Annotated in this window: 21 protein-coding genes and 1 pseudogene; 7 read left to right on the top strand and 15 right to left on the bottom strand. The window is 64.2% G+C overall.

What is annotated here, in order from left to right; translation table 11 throughout:
• Position 1: 1 nt before the first annotated feature.
• Genes QE379_RS12030 through QE379_RS12020 form a run of 3 tightly spaced genes read left to right on the top strand, consistent with a single transcriptional unit; the run spans position 2 to position 2,030 of the window.
• Positions 2-514, top strand: coding sequence for a hypothetical protein (locus tag QE379_RS12030; protein ID WP_307000834.1), 513 nt, complete (start codon positions 2-4; stop codon positions 512-514).
• 1 nt (position 515) lies between these two features.
• Positions 516-1,064: a hypothetical protein gene (locus QE379_RS12025; protein ID WP_307000833.1), complete on the top strand. Its 549-nt coding sequence runs from the start codon at positions 516-518 to the stop codon at positions 1,062-1,064.
• A gap of 27 nt (positions 1,065-1,091) precedes the next feature.
• The gene (locus tag QE379_RS12020; protein ID WP_307000832.1) at positions 1,092-2,030 is read left to right on the top strand and encodes a peptidoglycan-binding protein; all 939 of its coding nucleotides are present in this window, start codon (positions 1,092-1,094) and stop codon (positions 2,028-2,030) included.
• A gap of 285 nt (positions 2,031-2,315) precedes the next feature.
• Here the strand turns inward: QE379_RS12020 and QE379_RS12015 are convergent, their stop codons facing one another.
• The 4 genes from QE379_RS12015 to QE379_RS12000 form a co-directional block, all read right to left on the bottom strand.
• The gene (locus tag QE379_RS12015; RefSeq protein WP_307000830.1) at positions 2,316-4,919 is read right to left on the bottom strand and encodes a DEAD/DEAH box helicase; all 2,604 of its coding nucleotides are present in this window, start codon (positions 4,917-4,919) and stop codon (positions 2,316-2,318) included.
• A complete protein-coding gene (locus tag QE379_RS12010; RefSeq protein ID WP_307000828.1) occupies positions 4,919-6,166 on the bottom strand; it encodes a site-specific DNA-methyltransferase in 1,248 nt (415 codons plus the stop codon). Before QE379_RS12010 ends, QE379_RS12015 begins: the two co-directional genes overlap by 1 nt.
• Positions 6,167-6,168: 2 nt before the next feature.
• A complete protein-coding gene (locus QE379_RS12005) occupies positions 6,169-6,420 on the bottom strand; it encodes a hypothetical protein (RefSeq protein ID WP_307000827.1) in 252 nt (83 codons plus the stop codon).
• Between the two features lie 185 nt (positions 6,421-6,605).
• On the bottom strand, positions 6,606-7,508 hold the full coding sequence (locus tag QE379_RS12000) for a restriction endonuclease (protein WP_307000826.1): 903 nt from the start codon (positions 7,506-7,508) through the stop codon (positions 6,606-6,608).
• 434 nt (positions 7,509-7,942) lie between these two features.
• Between QE379_RS12000 and QE379_RS11995 the strand changes: the two genes are divergently transcribed.
• Positions 7,943-8,545: a hypothetical protein gene (locus tag QE379_RS11995; RefSeq protein ID WP_307000825.1), complete on the top strand. Its 603-nt coding sequence runs from the start codon at positions 7,943-7,945 to the stop codon at positions 8,543-8,545.
• On the top strand, positions 8,542-8,844 hold the full coding sequence (locus tag QE379_RS11990) for a hypothetical protein (protein ID WP_307000824.1): 303 nt from the start codon (positions 8,542-8,544) through the stop codon (positions 8,842-8,844). The genes QE379_RS11995 and QE379_RS11990 overlap by 4 nt, the downstream gene beginning before the upstream one ends.
• Here QE379_RS11990 and QE379_RS11985 read toward each other — a convergent pair.
• From QE379_RS11985 to QE379_RS11970, 4 genes and pseudogenes are all read right to left on the bottom strand, one after another.
• Positions 8,789-9,735 (bottom strand): IS630 family transposase gene (locus QE379_RS11985; protein WP_307000823.1). Its coding sequence is split into 2 segments (ribosomal slippage): positions 8,789-9,399 and positions 9,399-9,735, totalling 948 coding nucleotides; the frame shifts between segments, so codons are not numbered across the junction. The two genes, QE379_RS11990 and QE379_RS11985, sit on opposite strands and share 56 nt — an antisense overlap.
• Positions 9,736-10,014: 279 nt before the next feature.
• Positions 10,015-10,627, bottom strand: a pseudogene (locus QE379_RS11980) (DDE-type integrase/transposase/recombinase); the annotation flags it as partial.
• Between the two features lie 49 nt (positions 10,628-10,676).
• Positions 10,677-11,327, bottom strand: a complete 651-nt coding sequence (locus QE379_RS11975) for a DNA glycosylase AlkZ-like family protein (RefSeq protein ID WP_307000822.1) — start codon at positions 11,325-11,327, stop codon at positions 10,677-10,679.
• Between the two features lie 86 nt (positions 11,328-11,413).
• Complete coding sequence (locus QE379_RS11970) at positions 11,414-12,307, bottom strand: LysR family transcriptional regulator (RefSeq protein ID WP_307000821.1); 894 nt, start codon at positions 12,305-12,307, stop codon at positions 11,414-11,416.
• A 93-nt stretch (positions 12,308-12,400) separates the two neighbouring features.
• On the opposite strand from QE379_RS11970, the gene QE379_RS11965 reads away from it, so the two are divergent.
• Positions 12,401-13,402, top strand: a complete 1,002-nt coding sequence (locus QE379_RS11965) for a quinone oxidoreductase (RefSeq protein ID WP_307000820.1) — start codon at positions 12,401-12,403, stop codon at positions 13,400-13,402.
• A 217-nt stretch (positions 13,403-13,619) separates the two neighbouring features.
• Here QE379_RS11965 and QE379_RS11960 read toward each other — a convergent pair whose 3' ends face one another.
• From QE379_RS11960 to QE379_RS11950, 3 genes are all read right to left on the bottom strand, one after another.
• Entirely contained in the window at positions 13,620-14,636 is a 1,017-nt protein-coding gene (locus QE379_RS11960; protein WP_307000819.1) for an aldo/keto reductase, read from the bottom strand.
• A 646-nt stretch (positions 14,637-15,282) separates the two neighbouring features.
• Positions 15,283-16,242, bottom strand: a complete 960-nt coding sequence (gene dmeF / locus QE379_RS11955; RefSeq protein ID WP_307000816.1) for a CDF family Co(II)/Ni(II) efflux transporter DmeF — start codon at positions 16,240-16,242, stop codon at positions 15,283-15,285.
• Between the two features lie 5 nt (positions 16,243-16,247).
• Entirely contained in the window at positions 16,248-16,523 is a 276-nt protein-coding gene (locus QE379_RS11950; RefSeq protein WP_307000814.1) for a metal/formaldehyde-sensitive transcriptional repressor, read from the bottom strand.
• A 110-nt stretch (positions 16,524-16,633) separates the two neighbouring features.
• On the opposite strand from QE379_RS11950, the gene QE379_RS11945 reads away from it, so the two are divergent.
• On the top strand, positions 16,634-17,497 hold the full coding sequence (locus QE379_RS11945) for a PEP-CTERM sorting domain-containing protein (RefSeq protein WP_307000813.1): 864 nt from the start codon (positions 16,634-16,636) through the stop codon (positions 17,495-17,497).
• Here the strand turns inward: QE379_RS11945 and QE379_RS11940 are convergent.
• The 4 genes from QE379_RS11940 to hppD all read right to left on the bottom strand — a co-directional run bounded on the left by QE379_RS11940 (position 17,487) and on the right by hppD (position 20,970).
• Positions 17,487-17,846 (bottom strand): Rieske (2Fe-2S) protein, encoded by a 360-nt coding sequence (locus tag QE379_RS11940; protein WP_307000811.1) that lies wholly within the window; start codon positions 17,844-17,846, stop codon positions 17,487-17,489. The genes QE379_RS11945 and QE379_RS11940 overlap by 11 nt on opposite strands.
• Positions 17,843-18,475 (bottom strand): maleylacetoacetate isomerase, encoded by a 633-nt coding sequence (gene maiA, locus QE379_RS11935; protein ID WP_307000809.1) that lies wholly within the window; start codon positions 18,473-18,475, stop codon positions 17,843-17,845. The genes QE379_RS11940 and maiA overlap by 4 nt, the downstream gene beginning before the upstream one ends.
• Complete coding sequence (gene hmgA / locus QE379_RS11930) at positions 18,472-19,749, bottom strand: homogentisate 1,2-dioxygenase (protein WP_307000807.1); 1,278 nt, start codon at positions 19,747-19,749, stop codon at positions 18,472-18,474. The genes maiA and hmgA overlap by 4 nt, the downstream gene beginning before the upstream one ends.
• Before the next feature lie 156 nt (positions 19,750-19,905).
• Complete coding sequence (gene hppD, locus QE379_RS11925; protein WP_307000805.1) at positions 19,906-20,970, bottom strand: 4-hydroxyphenylpyruvate dioxygenase; 1,065 nt, start codon at positions 20,968-20,970, stop codon at positions 19,906-19,908.
• Positions 20,971-21,004: the final 34 nt, after the last annotated feature.

The raw sequence follows: 21,004 nt of genomic DNA, 5'->3' as shown, positions 1-21,004 counted from the left end.
CATGCCCGCACGTCTCGTCCGCATCGCCTTCACCCCGAGCGGGTCCGCCGAGCGCAGCAAGGTGTGCGCCGAGTTACCCAACCAGGGCGACAAGTTTTTCGACGAGACGCTGGAGGTGGACATCCCGCCGCTCGACTATCCCGCCAGCGCGGGCGGCGTGGGCGGAACGATGCGCGACGCGGGCGACGATGGGCCTGACTTCCCGCGGCAGGTCGGCATGCTCGCCGATGTCGAGCGGGTCGGCGATCCGCTGTTCCGCTGCCTGATCCCCGACCACCAAGTCAACGAGTTCCAGGCCGCGCGCAACGCCGCAAGCAACGAGGGCCTGCGCATCCGGTTGAACTTGTGCCGGTCCGACGACGACACTCCAGTATCGCCTGGGAGGCGGCAGGGAGCGCAGCACCGTCGGGCCGTTATGTTGGAGTTCATGCGGGTGCTCGCCGGATTCGAATCCGTAAGCCACCCCATCACAGGCCAAGCGCGAGACTCCGGCGAAATAGAAGGAGGTGGGTGAAGTGGCCTATAAATTTCTGACGCTGAAAGTGAAGAACCGAGGTACTCCACCCGATGCCTTCCTCAATGAGCTTGTCGCTTGGGGGAAGGCCGCACCTGACGCAATCTTTGCGCCCAATGCGGTGCACGACGTCTATTCCTCGGTTCGGGAAGCATTGGGGCCGTGGCTCGATCCCAAGCACCGCAGGGCCGTGATGCTGGAGGTCATGCGCGTTCTCGCCGGGTTCGAGTCTTCCTGGAAATGGAATGCTGGCGTCGATGTCACCAACCCTACCTCCACGACGCCGACTACGATCGAAGCCGGGGCTTGGCAGGTCAGCGCCAACTCGTTGAGCTTCGGACAGGACCTTAAGGATCTGGTGAACGCCAGGGTCGGCACGACAGACGGCAATGCTTTCCAGGCCGCAATGAAAAGCGACCATGCGCTCGCGATGGAATACATCGCCCGGTTGCTCCGGCATACGGTCAATCACAATGGCCCCGTGAAACGCCATGAGATCGATCCTTGGCTTAGCCGTGACGCGGTGGCTGAATTCATCAGTCTGATCTGATTTCATCTCGTAACGGGGGACGTCTCGATGCCGGATTTCGTGCTGGACTATGCGCTGTTCGAAAGGGCTGCGAGGCGCAACAACTATCCTTTGGACCATGGCTCCCTCATGTTCTTCGGCGTCAGGGGAGCCTTGCCTCTCGATGTATCGGGCACGCCCTTCGGGAATGGACATCCGATGCGCGTCACCGATCCCGATCATCTGCTCATGCGCTGCACGCTTGGTCAGGTGCGATCGTCGGACCAGACGCTGGCCGTCTTCCCCGGCTCGACGGTTCCCACCCTGAAATATGTGAAGGCTGCGATCGCCAAGGGCGGCGCAGGCGTCAACACGCTGATGCTGGGAAAATATGCCTACACTCGAGGCATACACAAAAGCAGCAAGCCCACCGGCCACCGCGCGTTCCTGCAGGCCATGTTCTTCCCGGTCTGGCGAACGGCCGACGATACCGATTACGATCTCGATGACCAGATTGACAATGATGGCGGCATCGTGGCGGACAATCTCCACTGCGCCTATCACGATAACCTCGCAACGCCGGGCTACAGTAGCGCGGGATGCCAGGTGGTCGCGGGTCGGCCTTCAATGCCCGCCAACGGCAACCTTCCCGAGAGCGGGCCGTGGAAGCGCTTCATTGAAAACGCCTACGGCGCGGCGCACCCCCTCCAAAAAACCTATGCCTATTATCTTTTCAGCGGCACGGAATTGGCGATGGTCGCCCTCAAGCCGGACAGTGATCTGGTCCAGTCAGTACGATTCGGCTCGGAAGGTACTTTGGTAAAGGATGTGCAAAAGGCCCTCAAAACTAAAGGGTATCCGCTGGGCACCGTTAACGGCAAGTTTGACCGCGACACGTTAGAAGTGGTCATCCGCTTTCAGATCGCCAATTTCGGCAAAAGCCAAGCAGACGGAATCGTCGGCGCGAATACTGGCGTAGCACTTGGCGTGGACATGCCGACGCTTTAAGTTATGCTTATAAGTTGCCCTAGCGGCGGTTAGATGAATGAACGATTGCTTCTTTGTGGCCATATAGATGCGGACTTACCGGATCACCCGAAATAAGGGGCAAACGAGAGAGGGGTTGCGCTGTCCAACAAATGACCGGTTTCGGTTTAGACCGACGTTCAGAACCGCGCAGCTATACGACTGGTTTGTCCCAGATCGAGCCATCCTACCCATATTTCCGCAATACGAACCAACTCCCAAACTAGAAAAACGGAAAAAGCATGCGGTTTTTGCTTATGGAATACTTCACAATGGAAGAATTCGGTCAATCGCCCTGTCGATTTGTCGCGTGACATTGCCACCGCGATCTAGTTCCGCCCAAAGGAATAGCACCTCGCCACCGCTTACCTCCTGTAATCGGGCGCCGATATTCTTCTTCTCTAGGCTTTCAGCACTGTCCGTGCGATCGGCACCCTTATATTCGATGACCAGCTTCCGGCCATCCGTCAGCTCGGCAATGAAGTCAGGGTAGAAGAAGTCGGTCGAGGTCGGTAATTTGTAGGACCAACGGGTACGGTCGACGTTGCGCACCCAGCGGCGGACGGCGGGATGATCGTCGATCTGTACGGCCGCCTTCCATTCCTCCCCGCCATGCTTCAAATCGCCAACCTGTGAGAAGAGGTGGTTTCGAGGCCGCCAAGGTCCCGAATAGGGCGTTCGCGGATCATAGCCCTCGTTGCTGAAGCTGAAGCCGTTGTCGCCCAACGCCAGCACCGGCACGATGTCGCCAAGCAATAGCTGAACGCCGCGCACGCCGGCTTCATGGCGAAGTTGGCTGACCCGCGCCACGATCGCGCGACGCAGTGCGAATTTGCCGCGCACTAGTTGGGCGAGCGGGATCCGCGCGGCGACGCCCTCCACCACGCGTCGGCAATATTCCAGGAAAATCGGCTGCGCGACATCGTGCTGGCGGGTGGTGCGATCGAGCCAGCGCGACAGCGTTGCAACGTCCCAATCGGTCGCATCATCCAGCGCCAATTCGGTGGCGGCGTCGATCCGGCTATAGACGACCTGATCGCCGTCCACATCCATCTCGAACGTGTCGGGCCGGTCGGTCAGCGCGAAGCCCGGCAGGCTGGTGTCAACCCGCTGCAGATCCCAGCCGCCGACGTCGACCAGGGTTTCCGGAAAAACGATCTCGATCTGTCCATCGCGTTCGATCGCGAGGCGCGGTAACGTCAGCACCTCGCCCTGTTCAGCGGGCGACAACGCTGCAGCACGTTGCGCGATGAACGCCTCAATCGCCGTCATCGGCGTCGCGCCAGATGCACTTACCGCCGCAGCGACCTCGCGCAGCACCGTATCGGGCGCGGCGGTGTCAAAGGTGATCGCCACGCCGCCCGCGCCATCATCGGCGATGCGGGTTGCCGAAACCATCTCGGGCGTCCAGCCACTCTGGTCGGGGCGTTCCTGTACATGCAGCACCGGCAGCTCGGGCCGGGTGAACAGCGGCTGGTCCTCGCGCCAGTCGAATGTCTGGGGCTGCTCGACGATCGCCTCCAGCGCGGTGCGCTCGTCAAAGCCCATTTCGGTCAGCCGGTCCTTCAGTCCTTCCGCCGCGTCGAAGAAGTTGCGTTCGGAGACATGGGCATAGGCGCGATTGAGCTCTTCGGACGAGCGCCGGGTCGCAAAGGGCATGCGCAGCACGCGCCCCAGCAACTGCTCCACCGCCCCACCGCTGCGGATGCTGGCGAGCGAGCAGAAGACATAGGCAAAGGAACAGTCCCAACCTTCCTTCAGCGCGTCGACGGTGATGACATGCTCGATGATGCAGGCGGGGTCGAACAAGTCGATGCCGTCCAGTTCGCGCTGGTTACCCGTCGCCACCGCGATCCGATCTGCCGGGATACGGCAATCGTCGATCAGATGGCGTTTGACGACGTCGACCGTCGCCTCGGCATCTTCTCTGGCGGGTTGGGCCTGATAGAGCGCGATCGGGCGGATGCCGCCGCCGTCTTTGGCGGCAATGCCTTCCAGCCACGCGCGGTTGTCGACAGCGTGGGCGATCGCCGCCTGCCAACTGCCGTGCTGCGACAGATGGATCGGCAGCTTGATCATGTCCGCCGCCTTCAGCTCGGCGGCGGTAGCGGAGACGATGACATTGGATCGCACCGGGGTCGCGGTAAACTCCACGACAGCCGCGGGCGCCAGACGGCCGAACGTTTCGCCAGACAGGGTGGAGGTGAAGTTATGGGCCTCGTCCACGATCACCAACGGCCGGTGCAGCTTCAACAGATTGGCGAAGCTGGCGATGGGCTTGCCCAGGCGCGGCCCGGCTTCGTGCCGGGCGAGATCCGCCCCGGCAGGTAGCGCGGCGAAGTGCGGCTCCAGCTCTTCATCGTCGCGATAGACGTTGCGGTCGGCGACGTTGTTGACGCGGAAGGACTGGACGGTGGCGACAATTACCGTCGCGGCATCGGCCATATCCTGTGGGCGAAGTTGCCGCCGCTCGTCGATGCCGTACACGCGGACTGCGCCGCCGAACTGCGTCTCCAGAGCCTGGCGATAGGGATGGCCGATCTTCTTCAGCGCGCCCAGCGTCTGGTCGGCGATCGCGCTCGACGTGACCAGCCACAGCACCACCGGATAGCGGCGCGCCAGATAACTGTCGCGGGCGATGCCGATGGCGTGCGCGGCGAGCAGCGTCTTGCCGCCGCCGGTCGGTAGGCGGAGGCAGCAATAGGGCGCCTCGGGCAGGCCGGCGAGCGGGCGATAGGTCGCGCCATAGGCCCCCGGCTCGCCGACCTCGCAGGCGGCGGCATAGGCGACCGCATGCTCGCGGATCGCCGCCTGGTCGAGAAAGGTGCGCAGCGCGTTGAGCGCCCGGCGCTGATAGTCCTTCAGTTCCATCAGCGAGCCTTCACGTCATAGGGGGTCTGCTTGAAGACGACCTGGGCTTCGGCCAGCCGTGCCGCGCCCAGCTTCGACCATTCGCCATAGACGGTCATCGGCCCATCCCAGCCGCTTTCCGCCCGAAGTCGCGCGAGCAGGGCGGCGGTCAGGACGTTCCCGCCGCTGACCGACCGGTCGCCGAGAATGCCGTTGTAGAGAAGCGCATAGGCCATGCCGTCATGCACCCCCAGCACGGGGGTATCGGCAGCGCCGACGAAGGGCGTTCCCGTCTCGCTGAACCAGACATGCGCGGCGAGCGTCGCGAAGCGGATGCCGTCGGCGATATGTCCGTCCGCCTCGAACACCGGTGCGCCCAGCCGAAAATAGCGATAGCCGCCGCCGCCGGTCCAGCCGACCGCTTCGGATATGCCACCCTGTTCGCCCGCGATCACCTTGTCGAGGCGCGGCTTGCAGTGCGTTTCGGCATGGTCGCCCATCTCGATCCCGATCCAGCGCCGCCCCATCTTATGCGCCACCGCCGCGGTCGTGCCTGAGCCAAGGAAGCTGTCGAGCACGAGATCGCCGGGGTTGCTGGCGATATGGAGGATGCGCTGCATCAGCCGTTCGGGCTTTGGGGTGCCAAACGACGCCTCTTCCGGGAATAGAGCGCGCATCTCGTTCTTGGATGTGCGATTGCTGCCTACGTCTTCCTTTCGCCAAAGTGTGCGGGGAACCAGCTCCGATACTTCAGAAAGATATCGCTTAATGCTTGGACGCGCAGATCCCTGCGGCCCCCACCACACGCGTCCATCGGCGTCGAGTTCCCGCAAACGCTCTTCCGACACTCGCCAATATCGCCCTGCAGGGGGCTGAAACCGACGACCAGTTGGCCCTTCTATCGAGTACTGCCCGCGCGAATACGGTTTGTTTGCGTAAGGATCGCCGGGCAACCATGGGCCACGCGCATCGTTGTCAGGATTGCTGTAAATTGAATTTGCTGCTTCAGTTCGCGGAAGGCGGCGCGGCGTCCAATCATTTCGGCGGCTGTAGCCAAATATATAATCGTGGTCAGATGAGAGCTGGCGTGCTGAATTTCGAGGGGAGTCAGCTTTCTCCCAAATCACTGTATCAATAAAATTAGAACGCCCGAATACTTCATCCATTATTACCTTGAGGTAATGACCTTCATTATCATCTATCGACACCCAAATGCTGCCATCTTCAGCAAGCAGGTCACGCAGCAGCACAAGGCGGGGATAGATCATTGCTAGCCATTGGCGTGTTCTAAATTGTCGTCGTATTGCTCAGAAACTAGTGATCGAGTATTATAAGGCGGGTCGATAAAAATGCACTTCACCGCGCCCTTATAGTAGGGCAGCAGCGCCTTGAGAGCGTCAAGATTGTCGCCCTGGATAAGCATGTTGGCGGTGTCGGCATCACCACCGTCCAGCGCGGGCACCGCTTCCAGCAATCGATAGGGCACCGCCGCCGCCGCGCGCACATCCTCCCCGCGCGTCATCCACTCCAGTATCGGCACCTTGACCCCTGCGTTGTAACGATCTGGCGCCCGTACTAGCGTCCAGCCACGCCAGAGAGCAATGCAGGCGCTCTCGAATATGCAGGCTTGTGACTGGACAAAGTCCCGATCAGGTCGGCTGAAGAGGAGGGGCAGTTCACTGTCGTTCAATTGCAGTCGACGCGTGCCTAACTTGCGGGTGCCAGAAAATACACCGGGACAATCGGCAAGCGACGGCGCGCCTGATCGGCGAGTTTGGAATAATTCTGGACCCAAAGATCGAAGAAGCGCCGGGCGTCGATCAGCGTGACGCGGCGCGTCTCCTGATTGCGGGCATAATCCTGCGCATCCTTGGTGAAACCGGCCAGACAGATATAGATGCCGACGTCGCCGGGTGACAGGGTGGCCAGAAACGACTTCAGCCCATCGCTATCGACCTTGGACTGCCAGCGCTTCACCTGTGCTTTGATCCGTGGCCCGACGGTGGCCAGGGGATCGGTGAAGGCGATGATGTCGACGCCGTTATCCTTGCCCGGCGGCGAAACCCAGGAAACGTGATAGCCCATGCCGCGCAACAGATCGGCGACCATCTCCTGGAATTCGAACGGATCGCTGGAGTGCAGGAACTGGGAAATTTCGGTCCAGGCGTGATCGAGGGCCGCTTCGACGGTGACGCTGAGTTTCTCCGCCGCTTCTTCGATCGCATCGGGCTCCGCGGCTTCGCCAGGCAGTACCTCTGACGCATCGCGCTGGGCCTTCCATGCGCCATACAGCCGACACGCTTCCTTGTAGAAGGCTTCGGGATCGACATAGGTTTTATAGGCCTTTTGGCCGATGTCCGTGACGCTCCAGACCCCGTTGCTCTTCAAGAGCCAGCCCGCCTTCACGCAGTCGACTGTTGCAAAGCGCAGGATCTTTTCGAACCGCTCGCCGCCAGAAGGATACTGCCCTTTTTCGAACGCAGTGAGCGGGATGGCGGTGCGAACGGCGCTCATGGCGGCAGCTGCGGCCATACCCTCCGGCTCGGCAAGCAGGGCCTCGAACAGCTTACGCAGAAACTCACCTGTCCGCCGCCGTGTGATGTTCGCCATGTTTCGCTTCGTATCCTTGAGCGTTCGCTTGCCTGACTGCGGTTCTTTATCGTCTCAGCTACGACCCGCAAACCACTTCATGCCGTCGAGACCTTGAACGCATCCGTTGGACAATGATTAGCGGGTTCGAGTTGGGTGGCAGATCTCACGCACCGAACCCCGAAGCAGGAAGATGCTGACGGCGGGGCCGATGACCAACATAGAAGGCAGGATCAGGCGCAAGTCAGGGCCTTGTCATGCTGTACCCCCGGTTGTACCCATCGCTGTGCAACTCGCCGACAGACGGGTTGAGCGGCGACGTAAAATCAATGCTTTAGCGCGCGGTAAAAATAGGTCAGGAATCCTGTCTCCCCGACCAGAATGGCTGTTTTCCGCCATTCCTGCGCTGAGAAAAGCGTCGCCAACCATCTGAAACCGGAACAGACCGGAGACAGGTGGAAATCATGGGAAGTCAAAACCACGGAATAGTCTCGGAGCGGGTTGGCGATGGCCTTTCCGAGTCGGTCAACAACGACTCGCTGCCCCTCGCTCAGCAGATCACCGAGGCGCTGGTCAAATCGCTTGGCGATGCGATTTGGGCCCCCGAGCTTGCCTTCTGCCAAGGCGCTCGACGCTGCGATTTGTGGACGATCAGCGCCAATTCGTCAGCTGGTTTCAAAGCGCGAGCCTACGAGGTCAAGATCAGCCGCGCCGACTTGCGGCGTGACAATGCGGTTAAGCAGCGAGAGGCCCGACTGTTCAGCGACCAGTTCTATTATGTCACGCCGGTCGGCCTGCTCAAAAAGGACGAGGTGCCCGACTGGGCTGGACTGATTGAATGGGATGGCGAACGATTCGTCACCGTCATCAATGCCCCATACCGCGACAAGGATGGGCCGACATGGGAACTGGTCGTCTCGCTGATCCGGAACAGCGGTAATGTGACCCGTGACACCGACCTGTTGAAGCTGCGGGTCCGGTTGGCTGAGCAGAAGATTGCCCGTGCCAGCAAGGCAGTCGGGTTGCGCGGCATTCAGCCTTGGGAGATTGGGCTATGAGCAGCATGAACACAGAAATTGCAGCGTTCGCACCGATCAAGGTAACGGTTGAGTTCAGCCTGACGGACGGCAACATGGTCGCCCGCGCTGGCTTTGACTGCCCGCCCGGAGAACTGCCCAGCGCAGCCGATATTGAGCGAGCGGCATCGTCAGTTCTGGCTCAGGTGCGCGACCAGCTTGGCGAGGCCTTCTGTTTCCAGACCCGCCATGGCTTCGTCAGCGATCTGCTAGAGCAAATTCCGATCAGTCTGCATCGTAACCGGCAGCAGCGAAGTAGTTGGCGCACTCGGCCGGCGTGAACGTGTCGATGGCGGCACCGATGGCGCGGTACAAGTCGTCGCGGGTGCGGGCGGCGGCTTTGCGCAGGAGCGCCTTGAGCTTGGCGAAGGCGTTTTCGATCGGGTTGAAGTCGGGCGAGTAAGGCGGAAGGAAAAGCAGCCGGGCCCCCCTTGCCTCGATCGCCATGCGTGCCACGACGCTCTTGTGGGCGGGCAGGTTGTCGAGGATGACGACGTCGCCGGGCTTCAGCGTCGGGGCGAGCGCGCGGGCGACCCAAGCCGCGAACCACGCCCCGGTCATGGGTCCGTCGATGACGAGCGGCGCGGTCATGCCCGAGAGCCGCAAGCCCCCGACGAACGTTGTCGTTTTCCAGTGACCGTGCGGCACGGCCATGCGCAGCCGCTGCCCGCGCGGCGCACGTCCGTAGCGGCGCGCCATCTTCGTGCTGGCACCGGTCTCGTCGACGAAGACCAGCGTTTCCGGATCGAGGTCGAGCTGGCCATCGAACCAGGCCTCGCGCGCGCTCAGGACGTCGGAGCGATCCTGCTCCTGCGCGTGGCCGGTCTTTTTTTGCGCGTATGCCCGTGGCGCGCGAAGAACCGCCACAGCGTCGATACCGCCACCGCGTTCCCCTCGGCGGCCAGTGCCGCGCGCAACTCGGCAAGGGTGATGTCGGGTGCCGCCTCGTACAGCGCCCATATGCGCGCCGCCTTGGCCTCCGTCGCAGCCGAGCGCATGTCACCTCCTTGCGGCTTGGCCACCGGCTTTCCCTGATCGCGCTGAAGCGCCGCCCACCGCACCGCACTGGCCGCACTCCCCCCGAACCGTGCTGCCGCCGCACGGCGCGACATACCTCCCGAAATCGCACCAACCACCCGCTCGCGCAGGTCCATCGACAACGGCTTGCCCATCTGACCGGCCTCCCGTCACCGGTGGCAATCATGAATCAGACTTCAAGCCGCTTGGGAATCCCTCATCGATTCACGACGCTCGGAATTTGCTCTAGCCGAACATAGCGGCGGAATGCGCTTCGCTGTGCCTGGGTTGGATCAATGGTCTGCCGAATGGGCGGATGGAGACGCGGCATGACCGACCTGACCGAGCGGCTGCGGGAATGCCCTTTCTGCGGGCACGACGCTAAGTTGGTGAGCGGCACCAGCTCAACGGTGCAGTGTCAGAACGATCAATGCATCATCGGTGAATTGGATGCCGTTGTCGGTCAGCACCGTGTGGATCTTGTAGGGCACGACCGCGACCAGGTTGCGCAGGAACTGGGCCGCGATCATCTTGCCGGCCTGCTCGTGCAATTCGACGAACGCGAACTTGCTCGTCCGGTCGATCGCCACGAACAAGCGTAGCTTGCCTTCGGCCGTCTGCACCTCGGCGATGTCGATGTGGAAATAGCCGATGGGATAGGTCTTGAACTTGCGCTTTGGCGTCTTGTCGCCGGCGACCTCGGGCAACCGGCTGATCCCGTGGCGTTGCAGGCAACGATGCAGCGACGAGCGCGTCAGATGCGGGATCATCGCCTGGAGAGCGTAGAGGGCAGTCATCCAGCGGCAACAGCGTATGGCGGCGAAAGGCGACGATGACCGCCTCTTCCTCGATGCTCAGAACCGTCGAGTGCGGGTCCTTCGGGCCAGTCGGCAAATCCTTGACTGCCGTCTGCTTTTTCCACTTCGCGACGGTCTTCTGGTTGATGCCATAGCGCTTGGCCAGCACCCTCAGGCTCTCTTGACTATGTTGTATCGCTCGACGGACTGCCTCTGTCATCCGGGCGCTCCCGTGTAGAACCTGTCCCATAGCGCATCCTTCCAGGCTTGCCCCGATAATGCACCATCAAATGCCGGGATCAAAAAACTAGCCCGCGTTGCGCCGCTTCAACCGACGGCGTAGGGAGCGCCAGCACCGCCGCGGGGATGACCCGCTCGGCCAGGTCATACAGGCGCGCAAAGCTGCCCCGCCGGGTCGCGGTGGTGATCTGCCCGGACCAGAACAGCCATTCGAGCGCATGCTTGACGTGGCTCCATTCCCACCAGCCGCTGCGGCTCGACCCGTTCTCGAAGTCGGCCGCCGCCAGCGGGCCTTCGGCGGTGATCCGTTCGAGCACGGCATCCGCCTCGGCCCGGCGCTCGACGGCGAACCGACGCAGCGCCTGATAGCCGATCTCGCCGCGCTCAGCCCGCGCCATGCGCCAGCGGAGCAGCGGGTGCAGGTCGAGCGGCAGCAGTGACGCTTCATGCGCCCAATATTCGAACATCCGCCGCTGGCGTTTTGGCCCCCAAGCATCGGCTTCCAGCAGGCCACGGTCATAGCCGCCGAGCCGCGAGAACGCGGGCAGATAATGTGCCCGCGTCAGCACTTTGACGCTGTCGATCTGGAAGAGGTTGAGCCGCTCGGCGATGCCACGCAGGTGGCGAACCGACGGGCGTTCGGGCCGGGAACGCCCGAAACCCTGCGCCGCCAAGACTATCCGACGCGCTTCGCGGTGGGAGATGCTCATGTCCGACGAATTCGACCTTGGACGGCGGCGCCTCAATCCGGCGCTTCGGTGAGGGATCGACCGGCTTCGAGCGTTGTCGCTTTGCTTCATCCTTCGACATTGAACGCCGAAACCGCCATCTCGACAAAGGCGCGCAGGCCCGCCGTCACGCGACGATCGGGCAGGCGGACGAGCGTCAGCGGACGAGGGGCGGGCGCGTAATCCGCCAGGACCGGGATCAGGTGCCCTGACCCCAGATCAGCGTCCAGCGTCACCCGCGATTGCAGGATGATGCCATAGCCCGCCACCGCCGCCTGCCGCAGGGCGGCCGCGTGGTTGATGCGCAGGCGGGACGGAGGCAGCGGCACGACATGCGCACCATCCGGACCGACCAGCGTCCATCGGTCCTCCGCACCGAATTGCGCGAAGCCGATCAGCCGATGTTCGCGCAAGTCGGCGGGCGTCTCCGGATGACCGTGCCGCTCCAGATAGGCCGGCGCGGCGGCGAGCATCAGGCAATACGGGGCAAGCGGATGGGCGACCAGCCAGTCGTCCTCCAGCGCGCCGATCCGAAAGGCCAGGTCGAAGCCTTCCTCGATCAGATCGACCTTGCGGTCGCCCAGCACCAGTTCCGCCTGCATGTCCGGAAAGCGGTCGAGATAGGCGGCCAGCAAGGGCGCAACCCGTTCGGTGCCGAAGGCGACCGGTGCGGCGATGCGAAGCCGACCGACCGGCGTCTGCGCCACCTCGGCCCCCACCGCCTCGGCGATCGCGACATCCGCCAGCACGCGACGACAGGATTCGGTGAAGCGTCGACCGGCTTCGGTCGGCGACAACCGCCGGGTCGTCCGGTGCAGCAGGCGGGTGTCGAGCCGCGCTTCCAACGCATTGACGTGCTTGGCCACCATCGTCGCCGAGATGTCGTGCGCCTTGGCCGCAGCGGTGAAGCTGCCGAGATCGACGACCGATACGAAGATCGCCATGCTGGTCAATCGGTCCATTGCAAACCCCTGGTTCGAAGACGTCGCATCCTATGCGGCTGTTTCCGCCACGGTCCAGCAGGCATCCTCCGGTCATTGGCAACCAGGACAAGGATGATCGGCGATGGGCGTGTCGAGGATAGAGCGGTGAAGGCGTTGTTCTTCGATCGGTTCGGGGGACCCGAGGTCCTGCGCTATGGCGCTCTTCCGGATCAGGCATTGGACGCCGATTCGGTGCTGGTGGAGACCAGCGCGATAGGCCTGAACTTCGCCGACATATATCGCCGCCAAGGGATTTATGTGCTCGACGGCGAGGCGCCATGGATCGGCGGCTATGAGGGCGCGGGCCGGATCGTCGCGGTCGGGGACGCTGTCGATCGCTGGCGGGTCGGGCAGCGGGTCGAGTTTCTCGACGTGCCCCGCGCCCATGCCGAACGGGTCTGCGCGCCCGCCCAGCGCCTGGTCGCGCTACCGGACGATGTCGACGACCGCACGGCCGCCGCGCTGCTGCAAGGGGTGACGGCGCAATATCTGGTCGAGGATAGCGGCAGGCTGTCGGCGGGCGACCGGGTGCTGATCCAGGCCGCGTCGGGCGGAGTCGGGCGGCTGTTGACCCAGATGGCGGTGGCGCTGGGCGCCGAGGTTCACGCACTGGCCTCGACCCCGTCCAAGCGCGAACAGGCGCGGTCGAATGGTGCGAGCGCGGTCTATGGCTATGACGATTGGGTGGCGAAGGTGCGGCGGGCGACCGGAGACGGCGTCGATGTGGTCTATGACTCGATCGTCACCACGCTCCACGACAGCCTCGCCGCCTTGCGTCCCGGTGGCCGCGTGGTGATCTTCGGCAAGGCGGGTGGTACGCCGCCCGCGATCGATCCGCTGTCGCTGATGGAGGAGTCCAAGGGCGTCGTCGGCGGCGATCTTTGGACCTATCTGAACCGTACGGAAAGCCGACAGAGCCGCGCCGACCGGCTGTTCGCAGCCTTGCGGACCGGCACGATTACCGCGCCCGCCATCACTGCCTTCCCGCTGAGCGAGGGAGCCGCCGCCCATCGCCTGCTGGAAGATCGCAATTTCGCGGGCAAGATCGTCCTGATCCCCAACGGTCCACGGTAACGGCGATCGCTGGTGGGGGCCTGCCATGCTCAGCTATGATGCACGGCATACCCTATGATAATGAGATCGCGGCGCGCCAGGCATAAGCATCTGGTTTTCCAGTCTCCGCTTATACTGCCCGGACAGGCCGTATCCCGCTCAAGTGATCCGCTGCCTCTGAGAGGGCGGGCCGGCGCGGCGGGACGGTCGCAAATCCGTCCCGCCGAACCTGCGACCGTCAGGCGCGATAGCCGCCTTGGCGCTCCAGCATCCAGCCGGGATATTCCGCTGGCAGCTTGGTCACCGCATCGAGCGCGGCGAGATCGTCGACGTCGAGCGACACCTCGGTCGCGGCAATATTGTCGGTGAGCTGGTCGACCCGCTTGGCTCCGACGATCACGCTCGTCACCACCGGCTGGTGGAGCAGCCAGGCGAGCGCGACCTGCGCGACGGTGCAGCCCTTCGTCTCGGCGATCCGGCGCATCTCGGGGATCACCACCGAACCACGGGTGCGATCGACCGGCGGAAAGTCGAAATTCGCGCGCCGCCCGTCCGCCGCCTGGCCCTCGCCGTCATACTTGCCCGACAGATAGCCGCCCGCCAGCGGGCTCCACACCATCAGCCCGATCTTCTCGGACCGGAGCATCGGCACGATCTCGCGCTCCAGGTCGCGGCCGACCAGCGTGTAATAGGCCTGGAGTGACAGGATCGGCGCGAGCCGCCGTGCGTCGGCGATGCCGACCGCCTTCACCACCTGCCACGCGGCCCAGTTGGACAGGCCGAGATAGCGGACATGACCGTGACGGACGAGCGTGTCGAGCGCCTCCAGCGTCTCCTCGATCGGCGTCGCGGGATCGAAGCCGTGGATCTGGTAGAGGTCGATATGGTCAAGGCCGAGCCGCTGGAGGCTCTGCTTGCACTGGCTGAGGATATGGCCGCGCGACGCGCCGCGCGCATTGGGACCGTCGCCGACCGGCCCCAGCACCTTGGTCGCGATCACGACATCGTCGCGTGCGACGCCGAGGTTCTTGAGCGACTGGCCGAGAATGCGCTCGCTCTCGCCGCCCGCATAGACATTGGCGGTGTCGATGAAGTTGATGCCGGCATCGAGCGCGGTTCGAACCAGCGCGTCGGCCTCATCCTGGCGAAGCTGGCCGATCTGGCCCCAAATGCCCTCGCTGCCGCCGAAGGTCATGGTGCCCAGGCAGAGTTCGGACACGAAGAGGCCGCTATGGCCAATTTGGCGCATACGCATGTGATGGTTCTCCTGTGGGAATGAATGAGCCGGAGATACGCCGCAAGCGTGCGACCGGCGACGCCGATCCGATCAATGTCCTGCCCGATCCTATCAAAGTAAAACGTGCGCCGGTGCATTCGACGCGTGGGGAAGCTTGGCTCCGTACTCATTGATTGATCCGGAAGAGGACGGATGCGGCGAGGGCGATGGCGGACATGAAGGCGTGGGCGCATTGGCCGTAGCAGGCGTGGATGCGTCGCCAGTCCCCGACCTTGGCCGGGACAGGCTCTTGAGGCGACCGAACATGTTCTGGGAGCGGCCGGCCTTGCCTCGAACATGAGGGCTGCGCCCTTGTAGTCGCTCATCTGCCCTTCGGTAAGGAGCATGACGCGCGGGCGGCCATGATCTTCGCAGACAGCGTGCCGCTTGGAGTTCAGACCACCCCTTGGTACGCCCGATGCATCGGGGAACGAGAGCATCGCTCGAGCCCCTTTTTGAGCAGGCTGGCCGCTGTCCGATGCGCCTTCAGGTGGGTGGTGTCGATCATCAGTTGGTCTGGTGGCTCGTCCTCGGCCGCCAGCCCCGCAAGGATGAAGCAATCCGACGTCTCTTGCGCAAGTCGATTAACAGGTCCTGTACTTAGCGTCCCGCGCTGAACGAGGTGTTAGCGGACTTCGATGGTGACATGGCCGAGCGCGCTCATCCCGTCCAGCCGCTGGTGGATGCTGGCGCTGCTGGGCGTGAAGTCGAGTCCCTCGACCGCCAGCACCACCGCATGGGCGGTCGGCCCGATCCGCCAGATATGGAAGTCGTGGATACGCAGGTCTCCCGGCCCCTCGACCCGGTTGCGGACCTCGCTCGCCAGCACGGGGTCGGCGGCGTCGAGGAGAACGGCGGACGCCTGCCGCATCAGCCCGACCGACCAGTTGGCGATGACGACCGCGCCCAGCAAGCCCACCGCCGGGTCCAGCCACAGCCAGCCCAGATACCGCCCCGCGACCAGCGCCAATATCGCCATGACCGAAGTCAGCGCGTCGGCGAGCACATGGATATAGGCCGCACGCATATTGGTGTCGCCGCCATGCCGGTCATGCGCATGGTCGTGCCCGTGATGATGATGACCGTGCGAGTGGCCCTGATCGTGGCCATGTCCGTGCCCGCCGCCCAGCATCCAGGCGCTAATCAGGTTGATGAGGAGGCCCAGCACCGCGACGAAGATCGCATCGCCGAACGCGACGGGGTGCGGATCGCTCAACCGCATGATCGATTCATAGGCGATGCCCAGCGACACCAGCCCCAGCACCATCGCCGATCCGAACCCCGCCAACTCGCCGACCTTGCCGGTGCCCCAGCTATAGCGGGGATTGGCGACATGCCGCTTGGCATAGGAATAGGCGAGGGCCGCGATCCCCAGCGCGCCGACATGGGTCGCCATGTGAAAGCCGTCGGCCAGCAGCGCCATCGATCCGGTCCAATAGCCCGCGACGATCTCCCCCACCATCATCCCCGCCGACAGCCAGACGACCAGCCGGGTGCGGCGCGCATTTTCGTCATGGGCATGGCCCAGATAATCATGGCTGTGGGTGGTCACGACATCGTCCTTTGCGATACGGTACGGGCTCATCGGGCTCAGCGGAAATGGCGGCGAAGCAGCTTGGCGAGTTCGGCGGCGGCGGCGTTGCGCTCCGCATCGCTCTGCCCCGGCGCGGCGACATGGGCATGGAGATGATCCTCGACCAGTTCGTCCATCAGGCCCGCCACCGCCCCGCGAACCGCCGCGACCAGGTGAAGCGTCTCGGCGCAATCGGCCTCCGCGACGACCGATCGCTCGATCGCGGCGACCTGTCCCGCGATGCGCCGGACGCGCGCGACGATCTTTTCCTTGCTGGTGGTGACATGCGCCATAACGGATAGGGGTATAGGGTATATTGCCGAGGCCATCAAGTCGCGGGTTGCGCGCGCCGGTCGGCTTCGGCCACATGACGCAAAGACGGGATCGAATGGGGATGGATAAGATGCGACGGACGCAGGGCTGGATAGCGGCGATAGCGGCGATGACGATGGCGGCGCCCGCCGCAGCCGAATCGATCCTGTTCGTCGGCAACAGCTTCACCTTCGGCGCGAATTCGCCGGTCATGCGCTATCGCCCCGATCTGGTCCGCGACCTGAACCGCGAGGGGATCGGCGGCGTGCCTGCGCTGTTCAAGACCTTCGCCGAGCAGGCGGGACAGGACTGGACCGTCAGTCTGGAGACGGCGGGCGGGCGCGACCTCGCTTTTCATTACGAGCACAAGCGGCGCGAGATCGATGCGCGTTGGGATGTGGTGATCCTTCAGGGCTATAGCACGCTCGACGCGCAACGCCCCGGCGATCCGACCCGCCATGCCGAGGCGGCGGGGTCGATCGCGGCGATGATGCGGCGGGCCAACCCCAGGGTCCGCGTCGAGCTGGTCTCGACCTGGAGCCGTGCCGACCTGACCTATCGCGTGCCCAGCCCGTGGCGGGGCCGGGCAGTCACCGCGATGGCCGAGGATCTGGCGGTCGCCAATGCCGGGGTGTTGCGACGCTTTCCCGAGATTTCGGGCACCATCCCGGTCGGGCAGGCGTGGAACCGCGCCTGGGCGGAGCGGGTCGCCGATCCCAACCCCTATGACGGCATCGCCTTCGGTCAGGTCGATCTGTGGACCTGGGACCAGTATCATGCCAGCGCGGCGGGCTATTATCTGGAGGCGCTGGTGATCTTCGGAAAGGTCACCGGCTTCGACGTCCGGCGGCTGGGCGAGCAGGAGCGGGCGGCGCGCGACCTGGGGCTCGAACCCCGGCTGGTCGCGCGGCTACAGGCGATCGCCCATGCCGAAGTGACGGCCGTCACGCCGTGACGATCGCCCCGTCGCGGACCGTGACCGGCCATGGCGTCAGCCGCTGTCCCATACATGGCCCGCCCAGGCAGGCGCCGTCCTCGACCGCGAAGAGCGCGCCGTGCCAGGAACAGGCGATCCGCCGTCCGTTCGGGGTCAGATAGGCGTCGAGTTGCTGCGCCAGTGGCAGGCCCATATGCGGACAGCGGTCGACATAGCCGTGCACCGCATTCCCTTGTCGCACGATGAAGCCATGGAACCGGCCCGCGCGCATCTGAAGCACGAAATTGCGCGCGGCCCCGTCGGCGATCGTGTCGAGCGGGCCGAGCGCGATCCCCGGCGGCGTGGCGGACAGGCGTTCGTCGCTCATGCCGCGTCGCCCTGCACCTCGGGCGCAGCCTCGGGCACGCGCTGGCGCAGCCGCGCGGCCGCGGCGGTCAGATGGGGGTAGGGGTTCAGGTCCACCCCGAACCGCTCGGCATTATAGACCTGGGGCAACAGATGGCAGTCGGCGAGCGTCGGCGTGTCGCCATAGGCATAGCCCCCGCCATGCCGCGCGATCAGCGTTTCCAGTGCCTGAAAGCCTTCGCCGACCCAATGCGCGATCCAGCGGCGGACGGCCTCTTCATCCGCGCCCATCTCCTGCCGCAGCATCGTCAGGACGCGCAGATTGTTGATCGGATGGATGTCGCAGGCGATGATCGCCGCCATCGCCCGGACCACGGCCCGCCCCGCGCTGTCGCTGGGCAGCAGGGGCGGGTCGGGATAGCGTTCCTCCAGCCATTCGAGGATCGCCGGGCTTTGAATCAGCGCGCCGTCCGGGCCTTCGAGCACCGGCACCAGCCCCTGCGGCTGAAGCGCGCGATAGGACGCCTCCCATTGGGCCCCGATGCGCAGGTCATGCGCGATGCCGGTATGGGACAGACCCTTCAACGCCAGCGCCAGGCGAACGCGATACGCCGCGCTCGACCGCCAGTAACCGTGCAGCGTCAGGCTCATGGCAGCCGGGCCTTGGGAAAATCCTTCCACACCGCGTCATAATCGAGTTGCGCATGGGTCAGCGCATGGGCGGTGGGGCGATAGGGCCAGCAGCTTTCGACCATGAAGGCCATGGTCCCCTCGATCCGGTGCGGCTTCAGATCGGCGGCGCTCGCTCCCTGCCAACTCGCCAGGTCGGGGCCATGGCCCGCCATCAGATTGTGCAGCGACAGGCCGCCGGGGCGGAAGCCCTCCGCCTTGGCATCATAGGCCCCGGTGATGAGGCCCATCGCCTCCGACATGACGTTGCGGTGGAACCAGGGCGGGCGGAACGTGTCCTCCGCCACCATCCAGCGCGGCGGGAACAGGACCAGGTCGGCATTGGCGCGACCGGGCACGTCGCTGGGCGAGGTCAGCAGGGTGAAGATCGACGGATCGGGATGGTCGAAACTGACCGTGTTGATCGTGTTGAAGCGCGACAGGTCGTAGCGCCAGGGGGCGAGATTGCCGTGCCACGCCACCACGTCGAGCGGGCTGTGGTCCAGCGTCATCGTCCAGAGCGAGCCGAGGAATTTCTGAACGACCGGCGTGGGTTCGTCGCGATCCTCGAACCAGGCGACCGGCGTTTCGAAATCGCGCGAATTGCCCAGGCCGTTCGCACCGATCGGCCCAAGGTCGGGCAGGCGGAACAGGCTGCCGTGATTCTCGGCGACATAACCCGCTGCTTCGCCATCGGGCAGTTCGATACGGAACCGCACGCCGCGCGGCACCAGCGCGATCTGGCCGGGTGCGATGTCGATCCGGCCGAGTTCGGTCAGGATCGTCAGCCGCCCGGCTTGCGGCAGGAAGACCAACTCGCCGTCCGCATCGACGAACACCCTCTCCATGTCGCGGTTGCAGGCATAGACATGGACCGCGACGCCCTCCAGATCGGCGGGGTCGCGGTTGGCGAGCATCGTCGTCATCCCGTCGATCCAGTCGGTCCCCGCCTGCGGCATCGGCACCGGGTCCCAGCGCAGGCGGTTCGGGGGCAGGGGGATGTCGCTGGTGCCGGGGGCGAAGCGCGGCGCGCCGTCGTAGCGCTCATAGGGCGGATGCTCGGCCGTGGGGCGCAGGCGGTAGAGCCAGGAACGGCGGTTCTCGTGGCGCGGCGCGGTGAAGGCGGTGCCTGAGAGTTGTTCGGCATAAAGTCCGAAGGCGGGGCGCTGCGGCGAGTTGCGGCCGATGGGGAGCGCGCCGGGGACCGCCTCGGTCGCGACATGGTTGCCGAAGCCGGGGATGTAGGATGTTGTCATCTCTTTCCTCTCCACAACATGCCAGCGCGTCAGACGTGGTCAAGCCTGTCCTGAGCGACTGCCTTGGCAGTCAGTCGAAGGGCCGCGCCTTATGCGCTGGCTGGGCCACGCTGGCCGGGCTTGCTCGCGTACCTTCGTGCGCGCATCGGTGGATGCTCAGGCATCCACCGTGATGACACCGCGCCGGATCTGGTCCAGTTCGATGCTCTCGAACAACGCCTGGAAATTGCCGTTGCCGAAGCCCTCATTGCCCTTGCGCTGGATGATCTCGAAGAAGATCGGGCCGACCATCGTCTCGGTGAAGATCTGGAGCAGGATGCCCTCGCCATTCTCGACCGAGCCGTCGATCAGGATGCGATTGCGCTTCAGCCGGTCCAGGTCCTCGCCATGGTTCGGCACCCGCTTGTCGACCAGTTCGTAATAGGTCTCGATCGTGTCCTGCAATCGCACGCCGTTGGCGCGCAGCTTTTCGACCGTCTCGTAGATATTGTCGGTCGTCAGGGCCAGATGCTGGATGCCTTCGCCATTATATTCGCGGATGAATTCCTCGATCTGGCTCTTCTCGTCCTGGCTTTCGTTCAGGGGAATGCGGATTGCCTTGTCGGGGGCGATCATCGCCTGGCTGAACAGGCCGGTCGCCTTGCCCTTGATGTCGAAATATTTCTGTTCCTCGAAACCGAACAGCTTCGAGTAGAAGCCCGACCATGTCCGCATCTCGCCGCGCCGGACATTATGGGTCAGGTGGTCGAGCAGATCGAGCCCGACATTCTTCTCCGCCTCCGCCTGCTGCCAGCCGGCGATCTCGTTCCAGTCGGCGAACAGGTCGTCGCCTGCCTTCACCAGATAGAGATAGCTGCCCCCGATGCCCTCGATGGCCTTGGCATCGGGGGTCAGGCAGCCTTGGGCCGCATCGACCGGGGTCGCGCCGCCGCGCACCGCATGGTCGAACGCCTCCGCCGGATCGGCCACATAAAAGCCCATGCCGCTGGCCGAGGGGCCATGCTCGGCGCGGAAGTCCGCCGCCTGGCCCTTGTCCTCGACATTGAGGAACAGGGTGATGCGGCCCTGCTTGTACCGGGTGATCGCCTTGGTCGGATGGCGATGGGTGGGCACGAAGCCCATCATCTCGAATTGACGCGCCAGTGCTTCGGGTTCGGGGGTCGTGAATTCGCAGAAAGCGAAGCCGTCCAGCCCCAGCGGATTGTTCGGGGTGGTTGCCATGACGTCCAACTCCTGATCCAGTATCGTTGGTTAC

This window comes from Sphingomonas sp. SORGH_AS_0879, assembly GCF_030819175.1.
In the GTDB taxonomy this organism is placed as follows: Bacteria; Pseudomonadota; Alphaproteobacteria; order Sphingomonadales; family Sphingomonadaceae; genus Sphingomonas.
The sequence above is the reverse complement of the archived record's forward strand: the minus strand, read 5'-3'. Positions and strand labels throughout refer to the sequence as shown.